This is a genomic window from Puniceibacterium antarcticum (assembly GCF_002760615.1).
GTDB lineage: Bacteria > Pseudomonadota > Alphaproteobacteria > Rhodobacterales > Rhodobacteraceae > Puniceibacterium > Puniceibacterium antarcticum.
The window spans coordinates 21,097-45,863 of record NZ_AWWI01000117.1; the positions used below are offsets into that span (position 1 = coordinate 21,097).

34 protein-coding genes are annotated in these 24,767 nt (G+C 60.5%); 3 read left to right on the top strand and 31 right to left on the bottom strand.

Going from position 1 to position 24,767, the window contains the following annotated elements; genetic code table 11:
- Positions 1–3: 3 nt before the first annotated feature.
- The 17 genes from P775_RS16240 to rplO form a co-directional block, all read right to left on the bottom strand.
- Entirely contained in the window at positions 4–771 is a 768-nt protein-coding gene (locus P775_RS16240) for an amino acid ABC transporter ATP-binding protein (RefSeq protein ID WP_099911951.1), read from the bottom strand.
- A 47-nt stretch (positions 772–818) separates the two neighbouring features.
- Positions 819–2,111: an amino acid ABC transporter permease gene (locus P775_RS16245; RefSeq protein WP_099911952.1), complete on the bottom strand. Its 1,293-nt coding sequence runs from the start codon at positions 2,109–2,111 to the stop codon at positions 819–821.
- A gap of 1 nt (position 2,112) precedes the next feature.
- Entirely contained in the window at positions 2,113–3,327 is a 1,215-nt protein-coding gene (locus P775_RS16250; RefSeq protein WP_099911989.1) for an amino acid ABC transporter permease, read from the bottom strand.
- Positions 3,328–3,464: 137 nt separating this feature from the next.
- Complete coding sequence (locus P775_RS16255) at positions 3,465–4,481, bottom strand: amino acid ABC transporter substrate-binding protein (protein ID WP_099911990.1); 1,017 nt, start codon at positions 4,479–4,481, stop codon at positions 3,465–3,467.
- Positions 4,482–4,678: 197 nt separating this feature from the next.
- Positions 4,679–5,398, bottom strand: coding sequence for an ATP12 family chaperone protein (locus P775_RS16260; protein WP_099911953.1), 720 nt, complete (start codon positions 5,396–5,398; stop codon positions 4,679–4,681).
- A complete protein-coding gene (locus P775_RS16265; protein ID WP_099911954.1) occupies positions 5,395–6,093 on the bottom strand; it encodes an HAD-IA family hydrolase in 699 nt (232 codons plus the stop codon). The genes P775_RS16260 and P775_RS16265 overlap by 4 nt, the downstream gene beginning before the upstream one ends.
- Complete coding sequence (locus P775_RS16270) at positions 6,093–7,133, bottom strand: RluA family pseudouridine synthase (RefSeq protein WP_099911955.1); 1,041 nt, start codon at positions 7,131–7,133, stop codon at positions 6,093–6,095. The genes P775_RS16265 and P775_RS16270 overlap by 1 nt, the downstream gene beginning before the upstream one ends.
- Positions 7,130–7,507, bottom strand: coding sequence for a fluoride efflux transporter CrcB (crcB, locus tag P775_RS16275; protein ID WP_099911991.1), 378 nt, complete (start codon positions 7,505–7,507; stop codon positions 7,130–7,132). Before crcB ends, P775_RS16270 begins: the two co-directional genes overlap by 4 nt.
- 60 nt (positions 7,508–7,567) lie before the next feature.
- Complete coding sequence (locus P775_RS16280) at positions 7,568–8,881, bottom strand: replication-associated recombination protein A (protein WP_099911956.1); 1,314 nt, start codon at positions 8,879–8,881, stop codon at positions 7,568–7,570.
- 3 nt (positions 8,882–8,884) lie between these two features.
- A complete protein-coding gene (locus P775_RS16285; RefSeq protein ID WP_099911957.1) occupies positions 8,885–10,264 on the bottom strand; it encodes a trypsin-like peptidase domain-containing protein in 1,380 nt (459 codons plus the stop codon).
- 191 nt (positions 10,265–10,455) lie between these two features.
- On the bottom strand, positions 10,456–10,872 hold the full coding sequence (gene rplQ / locus P775_RS16290) for a 50S ribosomal protein L17 (RefSeq protein WP_099911958.1): 417 nt from the start codon (positions 10,870–10,872) through the stop codon (positions 10,456–10,458).
- A 192-nt stretch (positions 10,873–11,064) separates the two neighbouring features.
- Positions 11,065–12,081 carry a DNA-directed RNA polymerase subunit alpha gene (locus P775_RS16295; RefSeq protein WP_099911959.1) on the bottom strand — a complete coding sequence of 339 codons (1,017 nt, stop codon included), beginning with the start codon at positions 12,079–12,081 and terminating at the stop codon, positions 11,065–11,067.
- 113 nt (positions 12,082–12,194) lie between these two features.
- Positions 12,195–12,587 (bottom strand): 30S ribosomal protein S11, encoded by a 393-nt coding sequence (rpsK, locus tag P775_RS16300; RefSeq protein ID WP_099911960.1) that lies wholly within the window; start codon positions 12,585–12,587, stop codon positions 12,195–12,197.
- Between the two features lie 15 nt (positions 12,588–12,602).
- Positions 12,603–12,971 carry a 30S ribosomal protein S13 gene (gene rpsM, locus P775_RS16305; RefSeq protein WP_099911961.1) on the bottom strand — a complete coding sequence of 123 codons (369 nt, stop codon included), beginning with the start codon at positions 12,969–12,971 and terminating at the stop codon, positions 12,603–12,605.
- A 314-nt stretch (positions 12,972–13,285) separates the two neighbouring features.
- The gene (locus tag P775_RS16310) at positions 13,286–13,930 is read right to left on the bottom strand and encodes an adenylate kinase (RefSeq protein WP_099911962.1); all 645 of its coding nucleotides are present in this window, start codon (positions 13,928–13,930) and stop codon (positions 13,286–13,288) included.
- On the bottom strand, positions 13,927–15,291 hold the full coding sequence (gene secY, locus P775_RS16315) for a preprotein translocase subunit SecY (RefSeq protein WP_099911963.1): 1,365 nt from the start codon (positions 15,289–15,291) through the stop codon (positions 13,927–13,929). The genes P775_RS16310 and secY overlap by 4 nt, the downstream gene beginning before the upstream one ends.
- Positions 15,292–15,401: 110 nt before the next feature.
- Positions 15,402–15,893, bottom strand: coding sequence for a 50S ribosomal protein L15 (gene rplO, locus P775_RS16320; protein WP_099911964.1), 492 nt, complete (start codon positions 15,891–15,893; stop codon positions 15,402–15,404).
- A 250-nt stretch (positions 15,894–16,143) separates the two neighbouring features.
- Here rplO and P775_RS16325 point away from each other — a divergent pair, with 250 nt between their 5' ends.
- Complete coding sequence (locus P775_RS16325) at positions 16,144–17,151, top strand: zinc-dependent alcohol dehydrogenase family protein (protein ID WP_099911965.1); 1,008 nt, start codon at positions 16,144–16,146, stop codon at positions 17,149–17,151.
- Positions 17,152–17,218: 67 nt separating this feature from the next.
- On the opposite strand, the gene P775_RS16330 is transcribed toward P775_RS16325, so the two are convergent.
- The 13 genes from P775_RS16330 to P775_RS16390 all read right to left on the bottom strand — a co-directional run bounded on the left by P775_RS16330 (position 17,219) and on the right by P775_RS16390 (position 23,002).
- A complete protein-coding gene (locus P775_RS16330; RefSeq protein WP_099911966.1) occupies positions 17,219–17,659 on the bottom strand; it encodes a GFA family protein in 441 nt (146 codons plus the stop codon).
- A gap of 191 nt (positions 17,660–17,850) precedes the next feature.
- Positions 17,851–18,042 (bottom strand): 50S ribosomal protein L30, encoded by a 192-nt coding sequence (rpmD, locus tag P775_RS16335; protein WP_099911967.1) that lies wholly within the window; start codon positions 18,040–18,042, stop codon positions 17,851–17,853.
- A gap of 12 nt (positions 18,043–18,054) precedes the next feature.
- The gene (gene rpsE / locus P775_RS16340) at positions 18,055–18,642 is read right to left on the bottom strand and encodes a 30S ribosomal protein S5 (protein ID WP_099911968.1); all 588 of its coding nucleotides are present in this window, start codon (positions 18,640–18,642) and stop codon (positions 18,055–18,057) included.
- Between the two features lie 128 nt (positions 18,643–18,770).
- Positions 18,771–19,130 carry a 50S ribosomal protein L18 gene (rplR, locus tag P775_RS16345; protein WP_099911969.1) on the bottom strand — a complete coding sequence of 120 codons (360 nt, stop codon included), beginning with the start codon at positions 19,128–19,130 and terminating at the stop codon, positions 18,771–18,773.
- An 11-nt stretch (positions 19,131–19,141) separates the two neighbouring features.
- Complete coding sequence (rplF, locus tag P775_RS16350; RefSeq protein WP_099911970.1) at positions 19,142–19,675, bottom strand: 50S ribosomal protein L6; 534 nt, start codon at positions 19,673–19,675, stop codon at positions 19,142–19,144.
- A 12-nt stretch (positions 19,676–19,687) separates the two neighbouring features.
- Entirely contained in the window at positions 19,688–20,080 is a 393-nt protein-coding gene (gene rpsH, locus P775_RS16355; protein WP_099911971.1) for a 30S ribosomal protein S8, read from the bottom strand.
- Positions 20,081–20,092: 12 nt separating this feature from the next.
- A complete protein-coding gene (gene rpsN / locus P775_RS16360; protein WP_099911972.1) occupies positions 20,093–20,398 on the bottom strand; it encodes a 30S ribosomal protein S14 in 306 nt (101 codons plus the stop codon).
- Positions 20,399–20,412: 14 nt separating this feature from the next.
- Positions 20,413–20,976, bottom strand: a complete 564-nt coding sequence (gene rplE, locus P775_RS16365) for a 50S ribosomal protein L5 (protein ID WP_099911973.1) — start codon at positions 20,974–20,976, stop codon at positions 20,413–20,415.
- Positions 20,969–21,280 carry a 50S ribosomal protein L24 gene (rplX, locus tag P775_RS16370; protein ID WP_099911974.1) on the bottom strand — a complete coding sequence of 104 codons (312 nt, stop codon included), beginning with the start codon at positions 21,278–21,280 and terminating at the stop codon, positions 20,969–20,971. Before rplX ends, rplE begins: the two co-directional genes overlap by 8 nt.
- Entirely contained in the window at positions 21,280–21,648 is a 369-nt protein-coding gene (gene rplN, locus P775_RS16375) for a 50S ribosomal protein L14 (RefSeq protein WP_047996064.1), read from the bottom strand. The genes rplX and rplN overlap by 1 nt, the downstream gene beginning before the upstream one ends.
- Before the next feature lie 59 nt (positions 21,649–21,707).
- Positions 21,708–21,953: a 30S ribosomal protein S17 gene (gene rpsQ / locus P775_RS16380; RefSeq protein WP_099911975.1), complete on the bottom strand. Its 246-nt coding sequence runs from the start codon at positions 21,951–21,953 to the stop codon at positions 21,708–21,710.
- 13 nt (positions 21,954–21,966) lie between these two features.
- Positions 21,967–22,170: a 50S ribosomal protein L29 gene (rpmC, locus tag P775_RS16385; RefSeq protein ID WP_099911976.1), complete on the bottom strand. Its 204-nt coding sequence runs from the start codon at positions 22,168–22,170 to the stop codon at positions 21,967–21,969.
- A gap of 211 nt (positions 22,171–22,381) precedes the next feature.
- Entirely contained in the window at positions 22,382–23,002 is a 621-nt protein-coding gene (locus P775_RS16390) for a TIGR02466 family protein (RefSeq protein WP_099911992.1), read from the bottom strand.
- Between the two features lie 130 nt (positions 23,003–23,132).
- On the opposite strand from P775_RS16390, the gene P775_RS16395 reads away from it, so the two are divergent.
- Both P775_RS16395 and P775_RS16400 read left to right on the top strand, forming a co-directional pair.
- Positions 23,133–23,699, top strand: coding sequence for a SpoIIAA family protein (locus P775_RS16395; RefSeq protein ID WP_099911977.1), 567 nt, complete (start codon positions 23,133–23,135; stop codon positions 23,697–23,699).
- Between the two features lie 146 nt (positions 23,700–23,845).
- Positions 23,846–24,244, top strand: coding sequence for a SpoIIAA family protein (locus P775_RS16400; RefSeq protein WP_099911993.1), 399 nt, complete (start codon positions 23,846–23,848; stop codon positions 24,242–24,244).
- A 108-nt stretch (positions 24,245–24,352) separates the two neighbouring features.
- Here the strand turns inward: P775_RS16400 and rplP are convergent, their stop codons facing one another.
- On the bottom strand, positions 24,353–24,766 hold the full coding sequence (rplP, locus tag P775_RS16405; RefSeq protein WP_099911978.1) for a 50S ribosomal protein L16: 414 nt from the start codon (positions 24,764–24,766) through the stop codon (positions 24,353–24,355).
- Position 24,767: the final 1 nt, after the last annotated feature.

Consider the following 24,767-nt stretch of genomic DNA (forward strand, 5'->3'; position numbering starts at 1 on the left):
GCCTCAGTGGCCGAGGATCTGGCTCAGGAACAGCTTCGTACGCTCGTGCTGAGGGTTGTTGAAGAATTCCTTGGGTTCGTTCTGTTCGACAATCTGCCCGGCATCCATAAAGATCACCCGGTTTGCGACCGCTTGGGCAAAACCCATTTCATGGGTGACGCAGAGCATGGTCATGCCCTCTTCGGCAAGTTCGACCATGGTATCCAACACTTCCTTGATCATCTCGGGATCTAGGGCCGATGTCGGTTCGTCAAACAGCATGATGCGTGGCCGCATGCAGAGCGAGCGGGCAATCGCCACACGCTGCTGCTGACCACCCGAAAGCTGGCCGGGGTACTTGTCCGCCTGCTCTGGGATCTTAACCTTTTTCAGGAAGTGCATCGCCACTTCCTCGGCCTCTTTCTTGGGGGTCTTGCGCACCCAGATCGGCGCCAGCGTGCAGTTTTCAAGAATCGTCAGGTGCGGGAAGAGGTTAAAATGCTGAAACACCATCCCAACCTCTGAACGGATCCGGTCGATGTTCTTGAGGTCCGATGACAACACAGTGCCATCCACGGTGATCCGGCCCTTCTGGTGTTCCTCAAGTGCGTTGATGCAGCGGATCAGGGTGGATTTGCCCGACCCAGACGGGCCGGCAATCACAATCCGCTCGCCGCGATGCACCGTCAGGTCGATATCGCGCAGCACGTGAAAGGTGCCGTACCATTTGTTCATGTTCTCGATCGATACGGCAACCTCGTCGGATACCTGCATCTGAGCAGTTTCAGCCATGTGTCAGCTCTCCTGTTACTTTCCCTATCGCTATGCTGCTTGAGGGATCAACGATGATCGGTCTGAAGCTGACGCTCCAACCACTGTGAATATTGCGAGATGCCGTAGCAGACGACAAAGAACAGCAGTGCTGCAGAACCAAGAAGTTCCCAGTAGACGCCATTCCATTCGCTGGAAGCCTGAACCGGCCCGCGAATGGTGCCGACCAGATCGAACATCGAGATGACCGAGACCAGCGTCGTGTCCTTGAACAGGCCCACGGCGACGTTGACGATGCCCGGGATCGAGATCTTGAGAGCCTGCGGCAGCACGATCAGCCGCATCTTCTGGGCATAGTCGAGGCCAAGAGAATCACCTGCCTCGTACTGCCCTGTCGGAAGCGCGGCGAGGCCCCCCCGGATCACCTCGGCGATATAGGCCGAGGCGAACATGGTGATCATGATGATGACCCGCAGAATCAGGTCGATATTGGCATCCGGCGGGAAAAAGTAGGCCAGCATCACGCTTGCCACAAACAGCAGGGTGATCAGCGGCACGCCACGGATGAATTCGATGAAGACGACGCAGATCCATTTGATGATCAGCATGTCCGACTGCCGCCCCAGCGCCAGCGCGATGCCAAAGGGGATCGACAGCGACACGCAGACTGTCCCCAGGATCAGGTTCAGCATGAAGCCGCCCATGTCGCGGCTGGCAACCGCCTCTGTGGCAAGGACGCCTTCGATCGGGAGAAAGCCGGTGATGTACCAGACCGCCATGGCGACTAGGATCCCGCCAAAGGAGCCAAGCGCGAAGCTGCGCGCGACGAAGGTGCTGTAGAACACGTAGCCCAGGACAAAGCCCAAAAGCGCAAACAGCGGGATCAGGACCGAGCCACCCCAGATCAGGAAATAGGCGACGAACGGGTAGAGAGCCGAGAACCAGAGCATCTGCGCCGGGAAAACCTTGCGAAACAGCACCGGGGCGATGGCCACGAACAGCAGCACAAAGGCCAGGGTCGGGCGCCAGTAAAGCTCGGACGGGTATTTGAACCCGAACAGCAGCTGGTTCCAGCGTTCGGCCAGAACGGCAAAGCAACCGCCAACCTTGCCGTCCAGGATTTCGCGGCACTCGCGGATCGAATCGGCCTGCCAGACCCCGTTCAGCAACCAGGGCAGCACGCCGGACAGCAGGTAATAGATGGCAGCCAGCGCCGCGAGCGTCAGCGCCCCATTGGCGATGGAGGAGAACATGTTCGCCTTCATCCACTTGAAGATGCCGGTTTCGCCCAAGGGTGGGGCGACCTGCGGCAGCATGGAATCGCGCACAAAACCGATGGATTGCTGGTGGGTGTCTGACATCTCAGCGCTCCTTCAGTTTGACGGCGTTGTTATAGACGTTCATCAGGCCCGAAATCGTCAGGCTGATCACCAGATAGAAGGCCATCAGCAGCAGGATGCATTCGATCGCCCGCCCCGTCTGGTTCAGCGTGATGCCGCCCAGCGTGCCGGTGATGTCCATATAGCCCACGGCAATGGCGAGCGATGAGTTCTTGGTGATGTTGAGATAGTTCGAGATCAGCGGCGGGATGATCACCCGCAGCGCCTGCGGCAGGACAACAAGGTTCATTGTCCGGTTGGGACGCATGCCCAGCGAGGCGGCGGCCTCGGCCTGGCCCTTGCTGACGGACTGAATGCCCGCGCGGACGTTTTCCGCGATGAAGGCGCCGGTATAGATCGCCAGCGCCCACCAGAGTGCAATCAGCGATCCGAGGATTTGAATGCCCCCCTGAAAGTTGAAACCAGCCAGTTCGGGATATTCGAGCGTGACGGGCCGACCAAGAATGAAATAGGCCAGCAGCGTGGGCAGGATCAGGATCGCGAAAGAGGGCCAGCCCATCGGCAACAGCCTGCCCGTGTCGAACAGCAGCTTTGTGGCATAAGAGCGGTAGGCAAAGACGCCGATGATCGAGGCGACAAAGATCACGCCGAGGATCAGCGAGCCCGGTCCCCAGATGGGCGCAGGCAGATAGAGCCCCCGGTTGGTAAAGGCGATGGCCCCGAACAGCATCGTCGCATCAGGGTTTTCGCCCCGGAACGCACTGGGGGCGGGCAGCACCGCCGTCAGGATAGTGAAGATGATGATGATCCAGATCAGCACCGGCACGTTGCGGAACGCCTCGACATAGGCGGCCATCAGCTTGCGGACAAGCCAGTTGGGCGACAGGCGCAGCACACCGGCGATGACACCGATGATCGTGGCCGTGATGCAGGCCAGAAAGGCGACAAGCAGAGTGTTGAGCGCGCCGACAAAGGCCGCGCGCAGGTGCGTGGACCGGCTGGAATAGTCGATCAGTGACTGGTTGATGTCGTAATTCGAGGATTCCCCGAGGAAGCCGTAGCTGATGTTCAGCCCCGCCGCCTGCAGGTTCGTCAGAAGGTTCGACCCGAGATACGCGAACAGCGAAATCACGATCATGAGGGCGATGAACTGAAATGTGTAGGACCGATATTTCGAATCGTAGATCAGCATGGATAGCCGAAATGAGCCGACCGGCGGGTCGCTGAGTACCGTCATGAATGACATCCCTGATTTCCCCGGCTTCTTGACGCCGACGGGTTGATCCCATCTGACGATTCTCGGGGGTTATGTTGCCCTAGGCTTTGGTAGAAAGGGCGCGAGGGTTTCCCCGCGCGCCCTAGGGTCTTGTGATTTTACCGGAACGGCGGTGCGTACATCAGGCCGCCATCGGTCCACTGTGCGTTCAGACCACGCGACAGGGCAATCGGTGTGTTCTCGCCGATGTTCTTTTCGAACAGTTCGCCGTAGTTGCCACCTGCAGCAATCGCCGCCTTGGCCCAGCCCGGTTCCAGACCCAGCATCGCGCCGAGGTTGTCTTCGGTGCCAAGGATACGGTTGACTTCGGGCATGTCGGTGCCGGCCGAGAGTTCTTCGATATTGGCCGAGGTGATGCCATATTCTTCGGCTGCGACGAGCGCGTAGAAGGTCCAGCGCACGATGTCACCCCAGTCGTTGTCGCCATGACGGACAACAGGGCCAAGCGGCTCTTTCGAGATGATTTCCGGCAGGACGACGTGATCGCCGGGGTTTTCGAACGAGGCGCGCGACGCGGCCAGGCCGGACGCATCTGTCGTGTAGGTGTCGCAGGCACCAGCGAGATACTGCTGCTTGGCTTCAGCTTCGGTTTCGATCGGAACCGGCTGGTAGGTCATGTTGTTCTTGCGGAAGTAATCCGCGAGGTTCAGCTCGGTCGTGGTGCCGGTCTGGATGCAGACGGTCGCGCCATCAAGTTCCTTGGCCGAGCTGACGCCCAGTGCCTTGGGAACCATGAAGCCCTGACCGTCATAATAGTTCACGCCGACGAAATCGAACTTGAGGTCGACATCGCGCGTGAACGTCCAAGTGGTGTTGCGGGCGAGAATGTCGATTTCACCCGAGGACAGCGCGGTAAAGCGTGTCTTGCCGGTTGTGGGAATGAATTCAACTGCTGTGGGATCCCCAAGAACGGCGGCAGCGACGGCGCGGCAGATACCGACGTCAAAACCCTGCCATTCGCCATTGGCGTCCGGAGCTGCGAACCCGACCAGACCGGTGTTCACGCCGCAGTTCAGTTTACCCCGTGCCTTGACGTCGTCGAGGGTGGCAGCTCCAGCAGCCCCAGCCGCGAAGGCCGCTACTGTCATTGCGCCAAGAGTTACGGTTTTTCTCATACTAACCTCTTCCTGTTTGTCCGCTTCCTTGCGAAGCGGTTTTTTTTCTCCGGCCCATTGGGCCGCAAAGACCAAAGCAGGGACCCTCCCCCCTTTGTGTGACCAATTGTGGTCGGATTCATATTTGAAGGTCAAGCGTGATGCCTAGTAAAAAGGCGACTTGGCACATGCTTTACCAAGCGTCAGCCCTCAGGCAGTCACTTTGTCGGTTTCTGCGAGAGCAAAAAGAACTTCTGCGCCTGCAAAAAGGCCGCGCGTTTCAGTTCTGCAATCTCCTGCGCCTCTTCATCTGCGCCCCAGAGGTCCTGTTGCCAGTCTTCGTCGATGCGGGACAGGGTCCAGAGGTCAGAGGCGGGCGCCTGTTCGGATACTGCCGCGAATCCCAGCACCAGAGAGCCGGTCAGCGACACTAGGTCGTGAAAGGCGGCCAGTGCAAAGGGGTCCAGCGCATGGACCTGGCGGCGCAGGGTCTGCAACGCGTCTGGGTGCTGCGGGGCGTGCATGAGACCCGCTCGAGGCGCTAAGCGCGCGCCAAGCTGCATTTCGGCCCAATCGAGCATCGGATCCCACGCGGCCGCCTGCCGCACGACCAGTTCGACGGGGCTTTCGGCGCGGTAGCACAGCAGGTCACTGTCACCGTAGGCGGCCAGCATGTCAGCGACTTCGCCGTGCTGGATGCGCACCTTGTCGATGGCGGCATTTGCGCCCCGGGTGAAGGGCATTGAGGTCGGATCAATCTTGTCGCCCTGCGCGTCCCATTCAGCGGCAATGGCCTGCGCCAGTGCCGGGGTTGGCACCACAAGCGCTGCCTTGGCCGGGGTCTTGACCGGGCGACCGTCCAGCGCGACGGCAAAGCCGCCTTCGGCTTTTGTCACTTCGGAGGCGGTCCAGAACCGTTTTGGGGCCCATTCGCTCATGCCATCTGCTCCCAGATCTGTTGCAAGAGGCCGGGCAGCAGGCGGATGTCGTCGAGGATGATATGTGCATCCTTCAGGCGGGCGCGGTCATGATAGCCCCAGCCCACACCAATGGCGAGCATCCCCGCCGACCGTGCCATTTCCATGTCGTAACTTGTGTCCCCCACCATCACCGCGCGATGCGCCGCAACCCCGGTTTCCGCAAGGGCGCTTTTCAACATCGCGGGGTGGGGTTTGGAGGGGTGATTGTCCGCCACCTGCTGAGTTACGAACAGATGACGCAGGTCGTGACCATCCAGCAGCCTGTCCAGGCCCCGGCGCGATTTGCCGGTGGCGACACCGAGCAGCAGTTCGGGGATGGCGTGCATCTCTTCCAACACCTTGCGCACGTGAGGATAAAGCGGCGAAGACGCCTCGACCCCGTTTTCGGCGCGCAGGTCCGTGTAGGCGGCCTTGTAGCCGGCGACCAGATCACGCCGCAGCGGCGTCGCAATGCCGGGCACAAGCACGGTCATCGCCTCTGGCAGGGACAGCCCGACGATACCAAGGATATCGTCGCGGCCGGGCACCGCGAGATCAGCCGAGGCAAAGGCGGCGGTCATCGCGGCAAGGATATCCGCCTGACTGTCGACCAGCGTGCCGTCGACGTCGAACACCACCAGACGCAGCTCAGCCAGTTTAGGATCCTTGGCCATCAGATCGCCTCGAACGGGTCTTCCTGGGCCAGATCTTCGGTCCAGCCGAAGGTGTCCCAGCTATGCGCCATGTGATCGGGCAGCGGCGCGGTCACAGTGATGATCTTGTGTGTCACGGGATGTTCGAAGCGCATCATCCGCGCATGCAGGTGCAGTTTCTTGGAAATGATGCCGCCCAGCTGGGCACCCCAGCCATCGCCCTGATTCTCTTGGCCAGAGCCGCCGTATTTGCCATCACCGATGATCGGATGGCCGATTTCGGCCATATGCGCGCGCAGCTGGTGGGTGCGGCCTGTCAGCGGTTCCATCGCGACCCAGGCAGCACGGCCCGCAACGCGGTAAAGCGTGGCATAGATCGTGTAGGCGCGTTTGGCATCCGGCGTGCTGTTCATGTCGCGCGGGTGGACGGCGATCATCTTTTCGCCCTCACCGCCAGCGCCGCGACCGGCGGCCTTGACCAGACCATACTTGATCTCGCCCAGATAGGGCGTCGGCACCCCGGCGACGAGCGCCCAGTAAATCTTGCGCGTTTCCTTGTGCCGCATCGACGCGGTCAGCGCCTGTGCCGCAGCGCGGGTGCGCGCCAGCAGCAGAACACCGGATGTGTCCTTGTCCAGACGATGCACCAGACGCGGTTTTTCGTCGTAGTCGTATTGCAGCGCCACAGACAGCCCGTCCACATGGCGGGTCTGCTTGCTGCCGCCCTGGGTGGGCAGGCCTGCGGGCTTGTTGATCGCGATGACATGGTCGTCCTGATAAAGGACGATGTCGCGCATCAGCCGCGCGTCAGCCGAGGTGACCTCGGTCTTGGGGCCCGACTGGATCTGACCGGGATCGGGCAGCGGCGGTACGCGCACCTGTTGCCCCGCGACAAGCCGGGTGTTCGCCTTGACCCGCCCGCCATCAACGCGCAATTCGCCCTTGCGGCACATCTTTTCGATGCGCGTCTGGGCCAGATGCGGAAAGATGCGCCGCAGCCAGCGGTCCAGCCGCTGATCGCCATCATCCTGTGAAACCGTAAGTGTCTGTACCTGGCTCATGCCAATATCCCCCGCGCGACCCACAGGCCCGCCATAAGTGCAGCTAAGGATAGGATCACAGAGGCCAGCACATACCCCGCCGCAAGTCCGACGGCACCCCGTTCATACATGCTGATCGCATCCAGCGAGAAGGCCGAGAAGGTTGTGAAACCGCCCAGGAATCCCGTCATCAAAAGGGGCGCATAGCGGTTTCCGCCGGTCTGCGCCAGTGCCACCACGACAACACCCATCAGAAAGGAGCCGACAATGTTGACCGTCAGCGTCCCCCAAGGGTAGCCCGCCCCCAGAATGCGGATCGTGGCCAGCCCCGTCAGATAGCGTGACGAAGCCCCCAAGGCGCCGCCCAAGGCGACCTGTATCAGCGTGAAAACCATGCCCGGGTGCATCGCGCCTGAGGGGTCAAATGTCAAGCAAAGGCGCCTGTTGCGGCGGTTTCAGCCCTTTGTCTGCTGGCGTTTGGCCCGCAGATTGTTGAAATAGTCCACGCGTTTTTTCAGATCTCGTTCGAACCCGCGCTCGACCGGTTCATAAAACACCGTGCGACCCATGCTTTCGGGGAAATAGTCCTGCCCGGAAAAGGCATCCTCGGCGCTGTGGTCATAGGAATAGCCGTCGGAATAGCCGAGATCCTTCATCAGCGCCGTGGGGGCGTTCAGGATGTGTTTGGGCGGGGAGACTGAGCCGGTGGCCTTGGCGGCCTTGCGCGCGGCCTTGTAGGCGCCGTAGACCGCATTGGATTTCGGCGCGAGGGCGAGGTAGACGACCGCCTGTGCCAGCGCAAGTTCGCCTTCGGGTGAGCCAAGCCGCTGATACGTCTCCCACCCCTGCAAACAGACGGCCTGCGCCTGCGGATCAGCAAGGCCGATATCCTCGACCGCCATGCGGGTGATGCGCCGGGCGAGGAAGCGGGGATCTTCGCCGCCCTCCAGCATCCGCGCGAACCAGTACAGCGCGGCGTCGGGGTCAGAGCCGCGCACCGATTTGTGCAGGGCGGAGATCAGGTTGTAATGACTTTCCCCGGACTTGTCGTGCTGCGCTGCACGCCGCATGAGGCGGGTGGTCAGCTGATCGATGCCGAGCTTGCCCTCCACCTTCCAGGCGGCCACCTGTTCGATCAGGTTCAGCAGGGCGCGGCCATCGCCATCCGACATCTCAAGCAGCGCCTCGCGCGCCGGACCGTCGAGCGGCAGGGCGCGGGCCAGTTCCTTTTCCGCCCGCTGGGCGAGGAGTTCGAGTTCGCCCAGTGTCAGCCGTTCCAGCACAAGCACCTGCGCGCGGCTGAGCAAGGCGGCGTTGAGTTCAAACGACGGGTTTTCCGTGGTGGCGCCGACTAGCAGGATCGTGCCATCCTCCATATGCGGCAGAAAGCCGTCCTGCTGCGCCTTGTTGAAGCGGTGGATTTCATCCACGAACAGCAGTGTACCCTGCCCGTTCTGGCGACGATGCTTGGCCGCGTCGAAGACCTTGCGCAGTTCCGGCACGCCGGTGAAGATCGCGCTGATCTGGACAAAGTGCATGTCCGTCTCATCCGCCAACAGACGTGCAATGGTGGTCTTGCCCACCCCCGGCGGCCCCCAGAACACCAGCGAGCCGAGCGAATGCGAGGCCAGCATCACGCCCAAAGGCCCCTCTGGGCCGATGACCTTTTGCTGGCCGATCACCTCGGCCAGCGTCCGGGGCCGCAGGCGGTCGGCCAATGGGCGCGGGGCATTGTCCGGAACAGGGGGGCTTTCGAAAAGATCGGCCATGGCTCAGACCCGGAACCGGATCTGAGCAAGCTGCCCGCCGCGCAGAATCTCAAGCGTCACGCGCGATCCGGCCCGGCGCAGGGCTGTGCCCACCCGATCCGCCGCCTCGATGGCCTGATCGTTGACGCTGCGCAGGATATCGCCAGCCTGCAGCCCGATGCGCAGGCCGTAGGGGCCGGGATCCAGCACCAGCACACCTTTTGACGCCAGCGGCAAACCGGTTTCGGCCAACACACCCGGGTTGATGTTGGACAGATGCAGCCCCGGCAGTACCTCGCGCGCGCCCAGGGTCTGCGCGTCCCGCGCCGGAACCTCGGGGGCGGCGATCATGTCGACCACAACCGTCTCTGCCGTGTCGCCGCGCAGACGCGTCACCTTGGCCGTGGCGCCCAGACCACGGATCGACATGCGATAGATCATCTCGGGCGGGGTGTTCACCGGCTGGCCGTCCACAGCGGTGATCACATCACCCACCTCGATCCCGGCGGTGCGGAAGGGGCTGTCGGGATGCAGTTCGGACACGACCACCCCACCCGGCACAACCAGCCCTAGGCTTTCCGACAGATCCGCATCCACCGGCTGCCCTGAAATGCCCGCCCAGGGACGTTCGAACCGGTCGGTGCCGCTGCGGGCCTGATCGACGAACTGCGCAACCAGTGCTGCCGGAATGGCAAAGCCGATGCCGTTCGATCCGCCCGAACGGCTGAGGATAGAGGTGTTCACCCCGATGAGCCGCCCCTGAACGTCGATCAGGGCACCGCCGGAATTGCCTGGATTGATCGGCGCATCGGTCTGGATGAAATAGCCGCGCGTGTTGCCTGTGGCCGTGCCGGACCGTGCAAGACCCGAGACGATGCCGCTGGTCACCGTCTGCCCGACGCCAAAGGGATTGCCGATGGCAAGAACCAGTTCGCCCACCTCGACCGTGTCGCTGTCGCGCAGATCGAGATGTGGCATGTCCGTCGCGCCGTCGAGCTTGAGGATGGCGAGATCGCTTTCCTCATCCCCCAGCAACACGGTTGCGGAATATTCGCGCCGGTCGTTCAGCACCACGCGGATGTCCGTCGCCTGCCCCACCACATGGTAGTTCGAAACCACATAGCCGTCCCCCGACAGGATCACGCCCGAACCGAGCGAGTTCTGCACCCTTGGCCGTCCTGCGCCGAAGTCTCTGAAAAAGTTGCCAAAAACCGGATCGTCCAGAAAGGGCGAGCGCGCCTGTACCACGCGGCTGGCGTATATGTTCACCACGGCCGGGGCCGCCGCGCGGACCAGCGGCGCAAAGCTCAGGGATATTTCCGCCTGAGACCCCGGCACCTTCTGAACCTGTGCCGACAGGCTCGTCGCCAGAAGCATGAATGAAATCAGAATGATGCGGAACATATGCGGTCTCCCTCAGGGTTCAGATATGCGCCCCGGGGGCACTGATTGCAAGGCTGGGGCATGGGCACGGCCCCCTGCTTCTTCTCTTTCCAAATACGCAACTGCACCACGCCGCAACCGGCGGGACGCCAACGAAAAAGGCCCCCGCCAACAATGGCAAGGGCCTCTAAACTCTTGATCCTGAAAGGATCTTATGCGGCGGCTTCTTCGGCTGCGAGGCGGGCCTTGTCAGCCGCGCCTTTGGCGTCGACGTCGCGGTCGACGAATTCGATGATCGCCATCGGCGCCATGTCACCATAACGGAAACCGGCCTTCAGAACGCGGACGTAGCCACCCTGACGTTCCGCATAGCGCGGGCCGAGGACTTCGAACAGCTTGGCAACGTGCATGTCCTGCTTGAGCTGGGCATTGGCCTGGCGACGGGCGTGAAGATCGCCGCGTTTTCCGAGGGTTACCAGCTTTTCGATCACGCGCTTAAGCTCTTTGGCTTTGGGCAGCGTGGTCTTGATCTGTTCGTGCTCGATGAGCGAGCCTGACATGTTGGCCCAGAGTGCCTTGCGGTGCTCGTGGGTCCGGTTCAGGCGGCGGTAGCCTTTTGCGTGACGCATTTTATGTCTCCTTTAAGCCTTATGTGGCTCTATGCTTTGTCCGGGGCAAGATGCGTGTCTTGCCCGTCATTGGGGCGGATTTGCCCGGGTCGGGGTGGTATGGAAACCGTATGGATCGCGTATGGAAACCATATGGCTCCGGGTATGGAGAATGCCCCAAAAGGGGCATTCCCGCATTCTGTTAAGCCAATCTTAGAAAGTATCTTCCATCTTCTTGGCAAGGTCTTCGATATTGTCTGGCGGCCAGTCCTCGACATCCATGCCAAGGTGCAGACCCATGCCCGACAGAACCTCTTTGATCTCGTTCAGCGACTTGCGGCCAAAGTTCGGGGTGCGCAGCATCTCGGCTTCGGTTTTCTGAATCAGATCGCCGATGTAGACGATGTTGTCGTTCTTGAGGCAGTTTGCCGAACGGACGGAAAGTTCCAGCTCGTCCACCTTCTTGAGGAGGAGCGGGTTGAATTCCAGACCATCGTCATCATCCTGACGGTTGGCCGATTCCGGTTCGTCAAAGTTGACAAAGATCGACAGCTGGTCCTGAACGATGCGCGCAGCATAGGCCACGGCATCTTCGGGTGTCAGCGATCCGTCGGTTTCGATCTTCATGGTCAGCTTGTCATAATCCAGCACCTGGCCCTCGCGGGTGGGTTGGACGTCGTAAGCGACCTTTTTGACCGGCGAATAGATCGCATCGATCGGGATCATGCCGATGGGGGCATCTTCCGGCTTGTTCTTGTCAGCCGAAACATAACCCTTGCCGGTGTTCACAGTCAGTTCCATGAACAGATCCGCACCGTCGTCGAGGTGGCAGATCACGTGATCCTTGTTCAGGATCTCGATACCGTTGGATTCGGAAATGTCACCGGCCTTGACCACGCCGGGGCCCTTGGCATTGATCGAAAGGCGTTTCGGCCCTTCGACTTCCATGCGCAGAGAAACACCCTTGAGGTTCAAAACGATGTCTGTCACGTCTTCACGGACACCGGCCACGGACGAGAATTCGTGCAGCACGTTGTCGATCTGCACAGAGGTGATGGCAGCCCCCTGCAGCGACGACAGAAGCACGCGCCGCAGCGCGTTTCCGAGGGTCAGACCAAAGCCGCGCTCAAGCGGTTCCGCGATGATGGTCGCGACGCGGGTCGGATCATTGCCCGGCTTCACTTCAAGCTGCATTGGCTTGATCAGTTCAGCCCAGTTCTTGTGGATCATACGTCCCTCCATTCCTGCTTTTGCCTCATGTCCTAAAGGCAAAAACGCCCGAGGTTAAAATGACGGATTGGGGCCGTGCACACAGGCGCAGCCCCAACCAGAAGAGTGTGAAATCAGACCCGGCGGCGTTTCGGCGGGCGGCAGCCGTTGTGGGCCATCGGGGTCACATCACGGATCGAAGTGATGTTGAAACCGACAGCTGCCAGAGCGCGCAGTGCGGATTCACGTCCCGAACCGGGGCCCTGCACTTCGACTTCGATGGTTTTCACGCCGTGTTCCTGAGCTTTCTTGCCGGCATCTTCGGCGGCGAGCTGAGCAGCGTAAGGTGTCGATTTACGCGACCCTTTGAAGCCCATGGTGCCGGCCGAGGACCATGCAATGGCATTGCCCTGCACGTCGGAGATCAGGATCTTGGTGTTGTTGAAAGAAGAATTCACATGCGCCACACCTGCGGCGATGTTCTTGGAGACTTTCTTCTTGCTTGCGCGTCTTGTATCGCGTGCCATGTTGTCAGCCCTCCCTTATTTCTTCTTGCCAGCAATGGCCTTAGCGGGGCCTTTGCGGGTGCGAGCGTTGGTGTGGGTCCGCTGACCGCGAACCGGCAGGTTGCGGCGGTGACGCAGGCCACGGTAGCAGCCAAGGTCCATCAGACGCTTGATGTTCATCTGGGTCTCACGGCGCAGGTCGCCTTCGACGGTCAGGTTCGCATCGATATGCTCACGGATGGAGAGCACTTCGGCGTCGGACAGTTCGTTCACGCGACGGGTTTCGTCGATGTTCACGGCTGTGCAGATTTCCTTGGCCAGCGAGGGGCCAATTCCGGTGATATAGGTGAGGGCGATCGGGACCCGTTTGTGGGTCGGGATGTTTACGCCGGCGATACGTGCCACGTGTCATTCCTTTTCGTTGCGGGTCCGTAGCTCCAGACCCTTTTTTCACAACATCAGGCCCGTGGCAGGTGCCTGCGGGCTTTCGGCTGATCAGGTGTTCTTGCGAATTGAGGCGAAACAACCCGCAAAGGCGATTCTCTTGCAGAGATAGGGGTGGGTATGGGGATTCGGAACAGGCGTCAAGTCCGATTGTGACGCATCCCCGCGACAACCTGCGACGGAGTGGGTCAGCGGCGACACAGCCCCCTGATTCAGGAAAGGGGAGCCGACCCGCAGACATCCATGAGGCGTCAGCGGATCAGCGGACGGCTGTGTCAGGCGTCGAGCTTCCGGGTGATGGCGGTGTGCACGTCATCCATTTCGGCCAGGCCGTCAACGCGGCTGTACTGCCCCTTGGCGTAGTAGTAGCCGACCAGTGGCGAGGTCTGCTTGTAATATTCCATCAGGCGCTTCTTGAGGCTTTGTTCGTTGTCATCGGCGCGGCGCTTGAAGTGCGTGCCGCCACAGTTCGAGCATTTGCCATCGGCCGGGACCGGCTTGATGTTGTCGTTATACACCTCACCACAGGTGGCGCAGGTGGAGCGTGCGGTGATCCGGTCGACCAGCGCGTCATCGTTGACGCGCAGTTCGATCACGTAATCAAGGCTCTGGCCCAGGTCGGCCAGAAGTTCGCCCAGAGCATCTGCCTGCTTGAGCGTGCGCGGGAAGCCGTCAAAGATCAGCCCCCCCGCCGTGTCACCCTGCAGCCTTTCGCGGATCAGGCCGATCACGATCTCATCCGTGACCAAATCGCCGCGCGCCATGACGTCCGCCACAACAAGGCCCATCTCTGTTCCGCTGTCGCGGGCTTCGCGCAGCATATCGCCGGTGGACAGCTGGATCATGTTGCGTTCTTCCACAAGCATCCGCGCCTGTGTCCCTTTGCCCGCACCCGGCGGGCCGATCAGTATGATGTTCATCGACGTGACGGTCCCTTGGTCTTGCGGGCCTTACTCTTGCCGCGCAGCTGCGACTTTTGAATGAGACCTTCGTATTGATGGGCCAGAAGATGGCTTTGCACCTGCTGGATGGTGTCCATGGTTACGCTGACCACAATCAGCACGGACGTGCCGCCAAAGTAGAACGGAATGGCGAACTGGCTGCGCAGGATTTCAGGCAGAAGACAGACAGCGGCAAGGTAGGCCGCGCCCAGAACCAGCACCCGGTTGACCACATATTCCAGATAATCGGCGGTTTTCTTGCCCGGGCGGATGCCGGGAACAAAGCCGTTCTGGTTCTTGAGGTTTTCGGCCACTTCATCCGGCTTGAACGAGACGTTGAAGGTGTAAAAATAAGCAAAGAACACGATCATCGCGGCGAAGAACAGCAGGTAGAGCGGCTGACCGGGGCCGAAATAGGCCAGGATCGTCGACATGACCACACCAGTGGACCCCGTCTGACTGAAGGTCGCGATCGTGGTCGGCAGCAGCAACAGGGAGCTGGCGAAGATCGCCGGGATGACGCCCGCCGGGTTCACCTTGATCGGCAGGTGTGAATTCTGCGCTTCGGTCATCTTCATGCCCACCTGACGGCGGGGATACTGGATGGTGATCTTGCGCAGCGCGCGTTCCATGAACACCACAAACATGATGACCGCCACGACCATGAGGATCACGCCGATGATCACTGCCGGGCTGATGGCGCCCGACCGGCCGGAGGCAAAGAACTGTGCCAGGGCTGCGGGGACTTCGGCGATGATGCCGACAAAGATGATCAGGGAGATGCCGTTGCCGATGCCGCGCGCTGTGATCTGTTCGCCAAGCCACATCAGGAACATCGTGCCGCCGACAAGGGTGATGACACAGGAGGCCTGAAAGTAGAGGCCCGGATCGGTGACGAGGCTGCCGGATTCAAGGCCTTTGGACAGGCCGTATGCCTGGAATGTGGCCAGGAACACCGTGCCGTAGCGGGTGTACTGGTTAATCTTCTTGCGGCCCTGTTCGCCCTCTTTCTTGAGTTGTTCAAGGAAGGGAACCATCGAGGTCAAAAGCTGGATGATGATCGAGGCCGAGATATAGGGCATGATCCCCAGCGCAAAGATCCCCATCCGCCCCAGCGCGCCGCCGGTGAACATGGTGAGAATGCCGCCGATGCCCTGCTGGGCCTGCTGCATGAAGTCACGCAGCGCCCCGCCATCGATGCCGGGAACGGGAATGTAGGTGCCAAGGCGATAGACGATGAGCAGACCGAGCGTAAAGATGATGCGGTTGCGCAGATCCGTCGCCTTGCCCAGAGCAGCCCAGCTCGTGTTCGAGGCCATTTGTTCTACTGCGGATGCCATAAGGGATCTCTCTTGTCAGACAAACGCCGCCCGGAGCGGTTTAACGGCTCGGGCGGCGTCGGGGAAAACCTGAAACGAATGTAAGCGGCGCGAGCGCCGCTCACAACCGGTTATTCGGCCGCTTTAACCTGGGCAGTTTTAACCTGGGCAGTGATCGTGACGGACCCGCCTGCCGCTTCGACCGCTTCAACCGCGGATTTCGAAGCGCCGGTCACGGCAACGTCCAGCTTGGTGCTGAACACGCCCTTGGCCAGCAGACGAATGCCGTCCAGCTTGCGACGGACCAGACCCGAGGCGATCAGCACGTCTTCGGTGATCTGTGCGGAGGCGTCGATTTTGCCTTCGTTCACGAATTTCTCGATCAGGCCGAGGTTGACGACAGCAAAGGACTTGCGGTTCGGCTTGTTGAAGCCGCGCTTGGGCAGACGCTGGTAGAGCGGCATCTGGCCGCCTTCGTAGCCCTTGATCGCCACACCCGAACGGGACTTCTGACCCTTGATACCACGGCCACCGGTCTTACCCATGCCGGAACCCGCACCGCGACCAATACGCTTGCGCTTTTTGGTGGCACCGGGATTGTCGTGAAGTTCATGCAGTTTCATTGTCGCTTCTCCTTTTGCCGGAACTGCCCTCCAGCGACGGAGTGGGCAAACACGGCGTTGTCAAATATGAGTCGGGCCCCATAGGACCACCGGGGGCGTATAGACGCGCAGCCGTCCCGGTTCAAGAGTGCAATCGTGTGACACCCCATCCGATCTGCGGACATTGATCTGGGGCAGTCCGTGCTTAGGTGAGCACAGACGGCGCCGCATCCCTGTGGTGCCCGGACGACATAACCAAAAAGGACAGGCAATGAAAGCGATCAGGCTGAAAGCCCCGGGAGGGCTTGAGAATCTGCAGGTTGTTGAAATGGCAGAGGCGCCAGCCCCCGCTGCAGGAGAGATCCGCGTACGGGTGCATGCCAGTTCCCTGAACTTCCATGACCTTGGCGTGGTGACAGGCAAGATGCCGACCGAGGACGGGCGCATTCCGATGTCCGACGGCGCCGGTGTGGTCGAGGCGGTTGGCGCGGGCGTCACAACCTTTAGCGCAGGGGACAATGTTGTGTCGCTGTTCTTTCCGCATTGGCAGGACGGCGCGCCGCCGATTGACAATTTTTCCACCACGCCGGGCGACGGGGTCGACGGGTTTGCCCGCACCCATGTCACGCTGCCTGCCAGCGCCTTTACCCATGCGCCCAAGGGCTGGAGCCATTCAGAGGCCGCAACCATCACCACCGCAGGCCTGACGGCCTGGCGCGCGCTGGTGGTGGATGGCGGGCTGAAGGCCGGGGATGATGTGCTGGTGCTGGGCACCGGGGGCGTGTCGATCTATGCGCTGCAGATCGCGCGGGCCATGGGCGCGCGGGTGTTCGCGACCTCGTCGTCAGACGTCAAGTTGGAGCGTCTGCGCGAGATGGGCGCGGCGGGTGGCGTCAATTACAAGACCCATGCGGATTGGGGTCGGCGCATTGCCGAGATGACCGGCGGGCGCGGTGTTGATCACGTGATCGAGGTGGGTGGCCCTGCGACGCTGGGTCAGTCCATCGACGCCTGCCGCATCGGTGGTCACATGGCGCTGATCGGGGTGCTGACCGGACGGTCCGGCGAGGTTCCGACCGCCAAGCTGATGGCGCGCCACCAGACACTGCAGGGGCTGATCGTGGGCAGTGCCACCCATCAGCGCGACATGGTGCGCGCGATGGAGACGACAGGCCTGCGCCCGGTGCTGGACCGCAGCTTTGCGCTGGACGATATCGCAGAGGCCTTTGCCCATGAGGTGAGCGGCGCGCATTTCGGCAAGATCACCCTGGAGATCTGACGCCCCTGCCCTGAACGTCAAAAGCCCCGGCAGTGCCGGGGCTTTTCCTATCCGCTGATCCCTGGGATCAGGCCGAAGCGGGCCAAGTGAAATCTGGGCGCAGGCCTTCATAGACCGGGCGGCCGTCTGAGGGTTTTTCATAGGGCTTCGATTCGTCATAGAAGGCGTGATAGCTTGCCGTCGGGAAAGCCGCGTCATCATAGCCCATGACATTGGGAACAGCGACGCGAATGCGCTTTTCCTTGTCATCCAGCATCAGCGCCGCGCCGCAATCCGCGCAGGTGCACAGCTCCAGCGGGCCGTTCGGGTTTGCCGCGTTGAAGGGCTGGCGTTTCATCTTTTCGGGATGATCGACCGAGACATCACCGTAGTTGAAGAACGCGACATGGGTGTGCTGCTGGCCGGTCACGCCCTTGCAGACATTGCAATGGCATTCGTGGTTGTCGATCGGCTCGGCACTTGCCTTGATGTGAACGTGTTCGCATCCGCCTGCATAGGGACTGGTCATGAATTTCTCCTCCTGAGGGTCGCGCCATGGGCCTGGCGCGCCGAGCGGAGGGGACAATAAATGCGGGCAAAAGGCGATACGGACTTTCGGATCACCCCGGGCAATGGAAGGGCCGGAAAACGCGAAAACGCCCCCCGGTTTCCCGGAGGGCGCTTGTATCTCTCGACAGGCCGAGGCCTGTCAGCGGGCGATCACTCGCCGCGCTCTTCAACAATGGTGACAAGGTGCGAGATCTTGTTGACCATGCCGCGCACGGCGGGAGTGTCTTCAAGTTCGCGGGTCTTGTGCATCTTGTTCAGGCCGAGACCGATAAGGGTCTGACGCTGTTTCGCGGGGCGGCGGATCGGGGAGCCGATCTGCTTGACGACGATGGTTTTTGCCATTTGTTCAGATCCTTACGCTTCTGCCGACTCGGCAGCCGCTTCGGGAGCGGGAGCTTCTTCCTTGTGGCCAAGAATGTCAGCGACCTTCTTGCCACGGCGCTGTGCGACCATGCGGGGCGACGTTTCTTTGCCCAGACCGTCCAGCGTTGCACGGATCATGTTGTAGGGGTTCTGCGAACCGGTCGATTTTGCGACCACGTCCTGAATGCCCAACATTTCGAACACGGCACGCATCGGACCACCGGCGATGATCCCGGTACCCTGCGGTGCAGAGCGCATGATCACGCGACCGGCGCCATGACGGCCTTCCATGTCGTGGTGCAGCGTGCGGCCTTCGCGCAGGGGAACGCGCATCATCTTGCGCTTGGCCTGCTCGGTTGCCTTGCGGATCGCCTCGGGGACCTCTTTGGCCTTGCCCTTGCCGAAGCCGACGCGGCCCTTCTGGTCGCCAACAACCACAAGTGCGGCGAAGCCAAAGCGCTTACCACCCTTGACGGTCTTGGACACCCGGTTGATCGCAACCAGGCGATCGGCGAATTCCGGATTGGATTCTTCGCGGCGATTGTTCCCACCACCGCGACGGTTATCACGTTCTGCCATGTACAGGCATCCTTATACTGTGGCGCCAGAAGCACCAAAAATAACTCGATCCCTGGTGGGCCCCCACCCTGCGGCAGTGGCCCCCGGATCATCGAGGGGGCCCAGTAACGGGCCCCCTACGCCGTGGTTTAGATCTTCAGACCTGCTTCGCGTGCGGCGTCGGCCAGAGCCTTCACCTTGCCGTGGAACAGGAAGCCGCCGCGGTCGAAGTAAGCTTCTTCCACACCAGCCTTTTTGGCGCGCTCTGCAATCGCGGTACCCACCTTGGCGGCGGCTTCCAGATTGTTTTTGCCGAGGATGCCCAGATCCTTCTCGAGAGAAGAAGCCGAAGCAAGCGTCACGCCATTCACATCGTCGATCAGCTGAACGCTGATGTTCTTGTTGGAGCGGTGAACCGACAGGCGCAAGCGCCCTGCATTCACTGCCCGCAGCTTGTTCCGTGTGCGCAGACGGCGCTTCAGGAACAGATCTCTTTTACTGTTTGCCATTTTGCGCGTCCTTATTTCTTCTTGCCTTCCTTCAGGAAGATATATTCGCCTTTGTAGCGGATGCCTTTGCCTTTGTAGGGCTCGGGGCGGCGCCATTCGCGAATATTTGCGGCCACTTGACCAACCAGCTGCAAATCGTGACCTTCCACGATGATCTCGGTTGGCTTCGGTGCAGTGACCGTAACTCCTTCAGGGATTTCAAAGTTGACATCGTGGCTGAGGCCGAGGTTCAGTTTCAGGACTCTGCCCTGAAGCTGCGCCCGGTAACCCACGCCGCGGATTTCAAGCTCTTTCTTGAAGACGTCGGACACGCCGTGAACCATGTTCGCAATAACTGTGCGAGTCATGCCCCACTGCTGGCGCGCGCGCTTGGACTTGCCGCGGGGCGTGACGGTAATTTCGTCATTCTCCACGGTCAAAGTCACGTCGTCGGTGGCTGTGAAGTTCTGGGTTCCCTTGGAACCCTTCACTTCGATGGTCTGACCGGAGAGCGTTGCAGACACGCCCGAAGGCAGGCCGACCGGTTTTTTCCCAATACGAGACATTACCAGTTCTCCTTAGAACACCGTGCAAAGCACTTCGCCGCCAACATTGGCCGCCCGTGCATGTGCATCCGACATCACGCCACGCGACGTGCTGACAATCGACACACCCAGGCCCTGACGGACCACGGGGATATCTTCGACACCGAGGTAGACGCGGCGACCGGGCGTGGAAACACGCTTGATCTCGCGAATAACAGGAGTGCCGTCAAAGTACTTGAGGCTGATTTCGATGGCCGGGTGACCGTCGACGCCAGTGGTCGCTTCGTAGCCGCGGATGTAACCTTCGTCCGCGAGAACGTCGAGAACCCAGGCACGCAGCTTGGAGGCGGGTGTCATCACAGTGGATTTGCCACGCATTTGTGCGTTGCGGATCCGGGTGAGCATATCGCCGATAGGATCGTTCATATCATGCCCTCCTTACCAGCTTGACTTGACCATGCCGGGCAACTGGCCTTTGGAGCCCAGGTCGCGCAGCATGATACGGCTGATTTTCAGCTTGCGGTAATAGGCGTGCGGACGCCCCGTCAGCTGGCAGCGGTTGTGAAGACGAGTTGCCGAGCTGTTGCGCGGCAGTTCGGCCAGTTTGAGACGCGCTTTGAAGCGATCCTCGAACGGCTTGCTCTCATCGGTGGCGGCGGCTTTCAGCTCTGCCCGTTTGGCAGCATACTTGTTCACCAGACGCTGGCGCTTTTTCTCGCGCTCAATCATGGATTTTTTTGCCATGTTCTGATTTCCCCTTAGCTGTTGAACGGCATGTTGAAAGCTTTCAACAGCGCTTTGGCTTCTGCGTCGGTCTTGGCAGTCGTGCAGATCACGATGTCCATGCCCCAGTTTTCGTCAACTTTATCAAAGTTGATTTCCGGGAAGACGATGTGTTCCTTGAGACCGGTGGCATAGTTGCCGCGGCCATCAAACGACTTGCCCGACACGCCACGGAAGTCGCGGATGCGGGGCATTGCCACGGTGATCAGGCGGTCGAGGAATTCGTACATACGATCCCCGCGCAGAGTCACCTTGGCACCGAGCGGCATTTCTTCACGCACCCGGAAACCAGCGATGGATTTCTTGGCCTTGGTCACAACAGCCTTCTGGCCTGCGATCGTGGTCAGGTCATCCTGTGCCGACTTGGCTTTCTTGCTGTCACGGACAGCTTCGGCGCCACAGCCGATGTTCAGCACGATCTTGTCCAGACGCGGCACCATCATCAGATTGGAATAGCCGAACTCTTCTTTCAGAGCGGCCTTGATGGTGTCGTTGAACTGGGCCTTGAGCCGTGGGGTATAGTTTTCTGTATCAAGCATCGATCACGTCCCCCGTGGTCTTGGCAAAACGAACCTTTTTGTCGCCTTCGATCTTGAAGCCGACACGGGTTGCCTTGCCGTTGGTATCAACCAAAGACAGATTGCTCAGCTGGATCGGCATCGCCTTGGGGACGCGGCCGCCTTGAGTGCTCTGGCTTTGCTTGGTGTGACGGATCGCCATGTTCACGCCTTCGACGATTGCCTTGCCCGACTTGGGGTCGACAGTCGTGATGGTGCCCGTGGTGCCCTTGTCCTTGCCTGCAAGAACGATGACCTTGTCGCCTTTGCGGAGTTTAGCAGCCATTACAGCACCTCCGGCGCAAGCGAGATGATCTTCATGAAGTTCTTGGCACGCAGTTCGCGCACAACCGGTCCGAAAATACGGGTACCGACAGGCTCGCCTGCGTTGTTCAGGATCACGGCAGCATTACGATCGAAACGGATCGCTGTGCCGTCATCGCGACGGACTTCTTTGGCGGTGCGAACGACGACGGCCTTGCGGACGTCCCCTTTTTTCACGCGACCGCGTGGGATGGCTTCCTTGACCGAGACGACAATGATGTCGCCCACGGATGCGTACTTACGCTTGGAACCACCCAGAACCTTGATGCACTGCACCCGGCGTGCGCCGGAGTTGTCAGCTACATCCAGATTGGTCTGCATCTGGATCATGTGGTTTCTCCTGACCTTTGGGGGGCTTGGTTAGCCTTCTCCCCATGGTTTCGATCAAACTAGTTGGTCGTTGTCTCTTCGAGAACGACTTCCCAGCGCTTTGTCTTGGACTTGGGCGCGCATTCGATGATGCGGACCATGTCCCCAACCTGAAACTTTTCAGCTTCGTCGTGAGCCCGGTACTTTTTGGACTTACGGATTGTCTTTTGCAGAACCGGGTGCTTGAAGCGGCGCTCGACCTTGACCGTAACGGTCTGGGCGTTGGCGGTGCTTGTCACGGTGCCGGAAAGAATACGTTTGGGCATCTGTCAGGCTCCCTTATTCTGCAGCCGCGTTAGCGGCCTTTTGGTTCAGCACGGTTTTGACCCGCGCCACTTCACGCCGCACGATCTTCATGCGCGATGTGTTTTCCATCTGGCCGGTGGCCTGCTGGAAACGCAGGTTGAAGGCTTCTTTTTTCAGAGAGACAAGTTCTTCCCGGAGCTGGTCCGGTGTCTTGTCATGCAGTTCCTTGGCGTTCATGTCGCCCTTCCTTTCAACATCACCGGTAGGCCCCATGCCGATTTGCGTGGGTCACCCTGATTCCGGTGGAGTCCATGATGAGGGGGTCGCATACAGGGGGATATGCCTTATGGCAAGGCCTGACGACAGTTTGATGAAGACTAGGCCCGAAATAGTCTTGCACGCAGCACGTTTCAGCGGCCTGCAGAAAGCCGGGCCGGCAGTCTGCCCCTCAGCCCCAGCTGTAGTTGAAGCTTACCGAGATCCGCTCTTCTTCCGCAAGGTTGAGCGGGACTTCGTGGCGCAGCCAGGACTCCCACAGCAGCACCTCGCCCGCTTCGGGGGCGATGTAGACGAACTGGCGCAGCTCTTGCGGGGCCTTTTTCTTGCGGGTCGGGGCGGCCATCATCATCGGCAGGCGGGGATCTTCGAATTTGATCGCGCTGGCGCCCTTGGGCATCGTCACATAGGTCGTGCCGCTGATCACCGAATGCGGATGGATGTGGCCGCTGTGCACCCCACCCTCGGGCAGGATGTTGATCCAGATGTCTTCGAGCTTGAGCTTTTTGCTGTCGAGCTCGAATGCCAGATCCTTGGCAAAGGCGGCGACGTGTTTGTCCAGCACCTTGGTCAGATCCTTGAAGATCGGAAAGCGCCAGCCAAGATCGGTGAGCGAGGCATAGGAGGTGTAGCCGACATAGTCGTTTTCCTCGCACCACTCCTGCCCGGCTTCATCATCCTGGGCGATCGAATAGCAGGAGGCTTCCATCTCGGTCAGATCCACGGGTTTGCCATGTTCGGACAGATGGGCTCGGTAGAGGCGGGTCACGAAGAGGGAATCAATTTGTGTCATGGCAGCGTCATAGCCCAGCCGCACAGGCATGGCGAGAGCCGCCGACCTTTTGCCGCAGATCAATGACGGCCAGCCAAAATACCAGTATAAGGCCTAAGGTCTCAACGAATCACGTCAGGAAAAAACGGCAATGATCGAGATGATGTCTATCCCGGAGGATGGCATGCTAGGCTTTCGCGTCAAGGGGACGGTGACCGAAGCGGACTATGAAAGGATACTGATCCCCGCACTGGAAAGTGCGCTTTGCGAACACGACCGACTGCGGCTGTTGGTGCGGATCGAGAACAGCTACCATCACTCTTCGCTGCGGGCGCTCTTTGTTGATGCGAAGATGGGGCTGACATACTGGAACAAGTTTGACCGGGTGGCGGTGATTGTGACTCGTGGCGCGCTCAACCGGATCATGCCCGTCCTGATCCCCTGCCCCGTCATGGTCTTTCCCCTTTCCGAGCAAGAGGCCGCCATGAGCTGGCTGTGCGAACCGCAAGAGAATAGTGCGGAGCAGGGCGTGCTGTCCTTGCCGGATGCAGACCTGCCCGACGTGCAGAGCTATGAAGACGACCTCAAGATCTTTTTCTGCGCTGACGATCAGGATCATCACCTGCCGGAGCTTGTGGATCTGCGCAACGCGGTTAGCGGGCGCAACCCCAACAAACGCCGCGCCGCGCGCCAAAGGGTGCAGGTCTGCCCGAGCTGAGGCGAAGCCGACGGCGCAAGCTGTCGGAGGCGCCTGCCCTGCACCATCGGCCATTGCGCAGGCCGTGCGGGCAGCCCGCAATCCTGCAAAAGGAACCAAATGTCCGCGGTGCGGGTTCTTCCGGCAACGTAATGGAGGAAGACACCATGCAGACGTTTGCACACGGACCGATCAAGCAGATCCCCACGGATAACCCCAAGGTCTATGCGTTCCGCATCTCCGGGCGCATCGACGATGACGCGTCCGAGGCGATGGCCAAGTACATGAACACCGTCTTTGACGAGACCGACAAGGTGAACATGCTGCTGGACCTGAGCGATTTCACCGGCAGCGACTGGGACAGCATGCTGGACGGCGATGTGATCCAGTCGCGGTTCCGCGCGCTGAGCCATGTGGCAAAATATGCGGTCATCGGCGCGCCCGACAGCGCGGCGTCGATGATCGGGTTCATGGACAAGATCATTCCGGTCGAGGCGAAAGCGTTCGACAAGACGGAAGAGACCGGCGCCTGGAACTTTGTCGATGCGCGGCCCGTCACGGCCTGACACATCCAGCCCTCGCGACGCAAGGGTTTTCAAAAACACAAAAGCCCCCGCCGATCGCTCGGCGGGGGCTTTTGCATTTATCGCCGCGGGGGTAAGCCCGCGACCCGGTTACCAATCCTCGCGGAGGACAACACGGGTTTTGATCGGCAGCTTCATCGCGGCAAGGCGCAGGGCCTCACGTGCGGTGGTTTCGTCCACGCCGTCGAGTTCGAACATGACGCGGCCCGGCTTGACCTTGCAGGCCCAGAAATCGACGGAGCCTTTACCCTTACCCATCCGAACTTCGGTGGGTTTGGAAGTGACCGGTGTATCCGGGAAAATGCGGATCCAGACACGGCCCTGACGCTTCATGTGACGTGTCATCGCGCGGCGAGCCGCTTCGATCTGACGCGCTGTCACACGCTCGGGCTGAAGTGCCTTGAGACCGAAGGTCCCGAAGTTCAGGTCGCTACCGCCTTTGGCCAGACCGGAAATCCGGCCCTTATGCTGTTTGCGGAATTTTGTACGCTTTGGCTGAAGCATC

What these genes read in the sequence shown, in the direction of transcription:
- rplE (WP_099911973.1), bottom strand. Translation starts at nt 20,976, where the DNA reads ATGCTTGATACAGAAAACTATACCCCACGGCTCAAGGCCCAGTTCAAC.
- P775_RS16330 (WP_099911966.1), bottom strand. Translation starts at nt 17,659, where the DNA reads ATGACCAGTCCCTATGCAGGCGGATGCGAACACGTTCACATCAAGGCA.
- rplP (WP_099911978.1), bottom strand. Translation starts at nt 24,766, where the DNA reads ATGCTTCAGCCAAAGCGTACAAAATTCCGCAAACAGCATAAGGGCCGG.
- P775_RS16240 (WP_099911951.1), bottom strand. Translation starts at nt 771, where the DNA reads ATGGCTGAAACTGCTCAGATGCAGGTATCCGACGAGGTTGCCGTATCG.
- rplQ (WP_099911958.1), bottom strand. Translation starts at nt 10,872, where the DNA reads ATGCGTCACGCAAAAGGCTACCGCCGCCTGAACCGGACCCACGAGCAC.
- rpsH (WP_099911971.1), bottom strand. Translation starts at nt 20,080, where the DNA reads ATGAACGATCCTATCGGCGATATGCTCACCCGGATCCGCAACGCACAA.
- P775_RS16400 (WP_099911993.1), top strand. Translation starts at nt 23,846, where the DNA reads ATGCAGACGTTTGCACACGGACCGATCAAGCAGATCCCCACGGATAAC.
- P775_RS16390 (WP_099911992.1), bottom strand. Translation starts at nt 23,002, where the DNA reads ATGACACAAATTGATTCCCTCTTCGTGACCCGCCTCTACCGAGCCCAT.
- P775_RS16280 (WP_099911956.1), bottom strand. Translation starts at nt 8,881, where the DNA reads ATGGCCGATCTTTTCGAAAGCCCCCCTGTTCCGGACAATGCCCCGCGC.
- P775_RS16310 (WP_099911962.1), bottom strand. Translation starts at nt 13,930, where the DNA reads ATGAACATCATACTGATCGGCCCGCCGGGTGCGGGCAAAGGGACACAG.
- rplF (WP_099911970.1), bottom strand. Translation starts at nt 19,675, where the DNA reads ATGTCTCGTATTGGGAAAAAACCGGTCGGCCTGCCTTCGGGCGTGTCT.
- P775_RS16270 (WP_099911955.1), bottom strand. Translation starts at nt 7,133, where the DNA reads ATGAGCCAGGTACAGACACTTACGGTTTCACAGGATGATGGCGATCAG.
- P775_RS16245 (WP_099911952.1), bottom strand. Translation starts at nt 2,111, where the DNA reads ATGTCAGACACCCACCAGCAATCCATCGGTTTTGTGCGCGATTCCATG.
- P775_RS16255 (WP_099911990.1), bottom strand. Translation starts at nt 4,481, where the DNA reads ATGAGAAAAACCGTAACTCTTGGCGCAATGACAGTAGCGGCCTTCGCG.
- rpsE (WP_099911968.1), bottom strand. Translation starts at nt 18,642, where the DNA reads ATGGCAGAACGTGATAACCGTCGCGGTGGTGGGAACAATCGCCGCGAA.
- P775_RS16295 (WP_099911959.1), bottom strand. Translation starts at nt 12,081, where the DNA reads ATGATCCACAAGAACTGGGCTGAACTGATCAAGCCAATGCAGCTTGAA.
- P775_RS16325 (WP_099911965.1), top strand. Translation starts at nt 16,144, where the DNA reads ATGAAAGCGATCAGGCTGAAAGCCCCGGGAGGGCTTGAGAATCTGCAG.
- P775_RS16395 (WP_099911977.1), top strand. Translation starts at nt 23,133, where the DNA reads ATGATCGAGATGATGTCTATCCCGGAGGATGGCATGCTAGGCTTTCGC.
- P775_RS16285 (WP_099911957.1), bottom strand. Translation starts at nt 10,264, where the DNA reads ATGTTCCGCATCATTCTGATTTCATTCATGCTTCTGGCGACGAGCCTG.
- secY (WP_099911963.1), bottom strand. Translation starts at nt 15,291, where the DNA reads ATGGCATCCGCAGTAGAACAAATGGCCTCGAACACGAGCTGGGCTGCT.
- rplN (WP_047996064.1), bottom strand. Translation starts at nt 21,648, where the DNA reads ATGATCCAGATGCAGACCAATCTGGATGTAGCTGACAACTCCGGCGCA.
- rpmC (WP_099911976.1), bottom strand. Translation starts at nt 22,170, where the DNA reads ATGAACGCCAAGGAACTGCATGACAAGACACCGGACCAGCTCCGGGAA.
- rpsQ (WP_099911975.1), bottom strand. Translation starts at nt 21,953, where the DNA reads ATGCCCAAACGTATTCTTTCCGGCACCGTGACAAGCACCGCCAACGCC.
- rplO (WP_099911964.1), bottom strand. Translation starts at nt 15,893, where the DNA reads ATGAAACTGCATGAACTTCACGACAATCCCGGTGCCACCAAAAAGCGC.
- P775_RS16260 (WP_099911953.1), bottom strand. Translation starts at nt 5,398, where the DNA reads ATGAGCGAATGGGCCCCAAAACGGTTCTGGACCGCCTCCGAAGTGACA.
- rplR (WP_099911969.1), bottom strand. Translation starts at nt 19,130, where the DNA reads ATGGCAAACAGTAAAAGAGATCTGTTCCTGAAGCGCCGTCTGCGCACA.
- rpsK (WP_099911960.1), bottom strand. Translation starts at nt 12,587, where the DNA reads ATGGCACGCGATACAAGACGCGCAAGCAAGAAGAAAGTCTCCAAGAAC.
- crcB (WP_099911991.1), bottom strand. Translation starts at nt 7,507, where the DNA reads ATGGTTTTCACGCTGATACAGGTCGCCTTGGGCGGCGCCTTGGGGGCT.
- rplX (WP_099911974.1), bottom strand. Translation starts at nt 21,280, where the DNA reads ATGGCTGCTAAACTCCGCAAAGGCGACAAGGTCATCGTTCTTGCAGGC.
- P775_RS16250 (WP_099911989.1), bottom strand. Translation starts at nt 3,327, where the DNA reads ATGACGGTACTCAGCGACCCGCCGGTCGGCTCATTTCGGCTATCCATG.
- P775_RS16265 (WP_099911954.1), bottom strand. Translation starts at nt 6,093, where the DNA reads ATGGCCAAGGATCCTAAACTGGCTGAGCTGCGTCTGGTGGTGTTCGAC.
- rpsN (WP_099911972.1), bottom strand. Translation starts at nt 20,398, where the DNA reads ATGGCAAAAAAATCCATGATTGAGCGCGAGAAAAAGCGCCAGCGTCTG.
- rpmD (WP_099911967.1), bottom strand. Translation starts at nt 18,042, where the DNA reads ATGGCAAAAACCATCGTCGTCAAGCAGATCGGCTCCCCGATCCGCCGC.